The 2,671-nt window shown below is 66.0% G+C and carries 3 protein-coding genes; 2 read left to right on the top strand and 1 reads right to left on the bottom strand.

The annotated features are described in order from the left end of the window. Positions 1-163: 163 nt before the first annotated feature. Entirely contained in the window at positions 164-631 is a 468-nt protein-coding gene (locus tag ACFYYT_RS36465; RefSeq protein WP_351831801.1) for a hypothetical protein, read from the top strand. On the opposite strand, the gene ACFYYT_RS36460 is transcribed toward ACFYYT_RS36465, so the two are convergent. Beyond that, positions 616-1,764: an IS630 family transposase gene (locus ACFYYT_RS36460; protein ID WP_351831799.1), complete on the bottom strand. Its 1,149-nt coding sequence runs from the start codon at positions 1,762-1,764 to the stop codon at positions 616-618. The genes ACFYYT_RS36465 and ACFYYT_RS36460 overlap by 16 nt on opposite strands. Positions 1,765-1,979: 215 nt before the next feature. Here ACFYYT_RS36460 and ACFYYT_RS36455 point away from each other — a divergent pair, with 215 nt between their 5' ends. Then, positions 1,980-2,198: a hypothetical protein gene (locus ACFYYT_RS36455; RefSeq protein ID WP_351831796.1), complete on the top strand. Its 219-nt coding sequence runs from the start codon at positions 1,980-1,982 to the stop codon at positions 2,196-2,198. The last annotated feature ends 473 nt before the right edge of the window (positions 2,199-2,671 follow it).

Genomic DNA, 2,671 nt, shown 5'->3' with positions numbered 1-2,671 from the left:
AACGGCCCGATCACATCCCAGGCCTGATCAGTCACCTCATGACGTCGCACCACGAACGGAGCAACGACCGACCTACATTGCGGACACGCCCTAGTGCTCTGACCGGGAAGGTTCACCGGGGTCAGTACGCTGAGCCCGGCTGCGGTGGACGAGGAGGTCGGGCATGACGCGGAGACTGTCGATGGACGAGGCCGTGGGATCGCTTGAGGGCGAACTGGGGTCAGGGCAGCGAGCGCCTGACGGTCTGGTCACGGAAGACCTCTGGCTTGCCTTCCTCCGATTTGGCCGACGGCTGTTCGACGTCCCGGACACACCCGACGCCGACGGTCTTCTGTTCCAGTACGGGACACATGCGTTCGACGGTCCTCCGGCGTTCACGCTGGACCTCACCCGGCAGTTCGAGATCTCCGACAGCAACGGTGATCACGACCAATACGTGCAGGTCCACTGCGAGCTCAGATACGGACGCGCACCAGCCCTGGAGGCCCTCGGAAGCTTCGACTCGTGGTTCTTCCACGATGCCGGAGACGATCTCGAAGAGTGGGCTCGAGAACTGACCGGGCGAGCAGCCTGGGCAACGATCCGTCGACTCATGCCGACCGAGATCAGGGTCTATCAGGAGCAGGTGTAGTCGCTCAGGCCGCCGCCACCCTGGTGGGACGCCCGCCCTCCCCAGCGGACACCCTTCTCACTGCGGATGCGGGCTCGTTCACGTCGTTGGGCTGCGAGGACGTCGGGGTGGCGGGCGTTCTTGTTGCGCCAGCGCAGGTAGGCGTGCAGGGCCCGGGTTTGGACCGTGTGGTTGGGATGGTTCGAGTTGGCCAGGGTGAACTGCCGCAACGGTCCGAAGTGGGCCTCGATGGGGTTGGCCCAGGACGCGTAGGTCGGGGTGAAGCACAGCTCGACCCTATTGCGGACCGCCCACCTGCGGATTCTCCAGTTCAAGTGGGCGGAGAGGTTGTCCAGGATCACGTAGATCGGGCCGCCGTCCGGGCGGGCCGCCCGGATCGTTCTCAAGGCCGCCCAGGTGTGGTCGATGCCCTTGCGGCGCCGGTTGATCCCCCACATCTGATCATCACCGACGGAGTAGCAGCCGTGGAAGTAGGTGATTCCGTGGGTGCGGCGGTAGGTGGCCGGCAGACGGTCCGGCCTTGTCTTCTCGGCCCAGCAGGAGCCGCCGGTGGGGCGGATTCCCAAGGGTCCGAACTCGTCGAACGCGAAGGTGCGGTCGGGGCGCTGGTTGATCGCGTACTCGATCCGGGCCAGTTTGGCGTCGAAGCATGTGTCCGGGGACTCTTTCCAGGTCTTCGTGCGCTGGAAGGAGATCCCGCAGCGGGCGAGTAAGCACCGCAGGGCCTCCCGGCCGATGAGGACGGGGCGGGCACGGTTGCGTCGCAGGTGATCGGCGAGCTTGCGGATCGACCAGCGGGTGAAGGGCTTGCCCAACACGGTCGGGCGGGTGGTGGCCGTCTGGACGACGAAGTCCTCGTCGTCACGATCGAGAAGGCGGGGACGGCCTCCCGCCCATCGAGGGTTCAGGCATGCGAGCCCGATCTCGTTGAACTTGTGGATCACATCGCGGACGGTGTCCTCGTCCGCCTGTACCAGGCGGGCTATGACCGGGACCGTGCTTCCACCAGCCGAGGCCAGTAACATCATCGCCCGCCGAAACCGCACCGAACTCGTACTGCCCCGCCGGACGATGTGCTGGAGTTTCTGCCCCTCCTGCTCGGTCAGCCCGCGAACCCGGACCGGTTTCGCCATCCCGCCTCCCCACGCTGGTTGGAGAAGTCATTTCCAACCAGCACAACGAGCAACCCGGTGAACCTTTCCGGTCACAGCACTAGGCAGTTGACTCTCCACGCAGTTCTACGGATCGCGACAGCAGGGCGACCGGCGAGAAGCGGTGCAACCCAACGGTTCCAGAGTTCATCCTGAATAAAGAATGAAGCATTAGTTGCTCGGGGTAGGTTGTCCGTATGGCTGACGCTGCCGACTATGAGAAGTCCATGCCCTGGGTCCAGGAACAGGTGACGCGGTTCGAGAAAGCCTTGACGGAGATCCGCGTGACGCATGCCGGCAGACCGGCGCCGGGGGTGAAGGCGGCCCTCCTGGCCGCTGGCGAGAGGTGTGGCGTGCGCATCGCCAACGAGGTCGCGCAGGACGCAGCCGAACGCATCGCTGATGGCACGCTGTAGACAACCAGCCCCAGATACATCCTCCAGACGAGATCCCGGCTCAGCACCCGCTCGTCTTAGCCAGCCGCCCGCGGAGCGGGCTTGTCCTGAAGGCGAAGCCGGAAGGACCAGGCGGGGGAGCGAAGCGGACCCGCCCAACAGGCCGAAGGCCTCAACCTCGTGAAACGAGGTCACCTCCCGTGCTTCGCGCGGGAGGCCCGGGCCTGGCGAAGCCAGGCCCGTGGGGTGAAGCGAAGCGGAACCCCGGGGAGCGGGTTTGTCCTGGAGGCGAAGTCCGAAGGACCGGGTGGGGGAGCGAAGCGGACCCACCCAATAGGCCTAAGGCCTGGACCTCGTGAAACGAGGTCACCTCCCACGCGAAGCGCGGGAGGTCCGGGCCTGGCGAAGCCAGGCCGCCCGGGTGAAGCGAAGCGGAACCCCATCAGTCCGAAGCGAAGCGGAGGACCCCGGCCCGAAGGGCCGGCCTTGGCTCG

The organism is Streptomyces sp. NPDC002032 (assembly GCF_042890765.1).
In the GTDB taxonomy this organism is placed as follows: domain Bacteria; phylum Actinomycetota; class Actinomycetes; order Streptomycetales; family Streptomycetaceae; genus Streptomyces.
This window is presented reverse-complemented; position numbering and strand designations above follow the sequence as displayed.

Bases quoted from the DNA above. Each gene is read 5' to 3' on its own strand.
- ACFYYT_RS36465 (WP_351831801.1), top strand. From the start codon at position 164: ATGACGCGGAGACTGTCGATGGACGAGGCCGTGGGATCGCTTGAGGGC.
- ACFYYT_RS36460 (WP_351831799.1), bottom strand. From the start codon at position 1,764: ATGGCGAAACCGGTCCGGGTTCGCGGGCTGACCGAGCAGGAGGGGCAG.
- ACFYYT_RS36455 (WP_351831796.1), top strand. From the start codon at position 1,980: ATGGCTGACGCTGCCGACTATGAGAAGTCCATGCCCTGGGTCCAGGAA.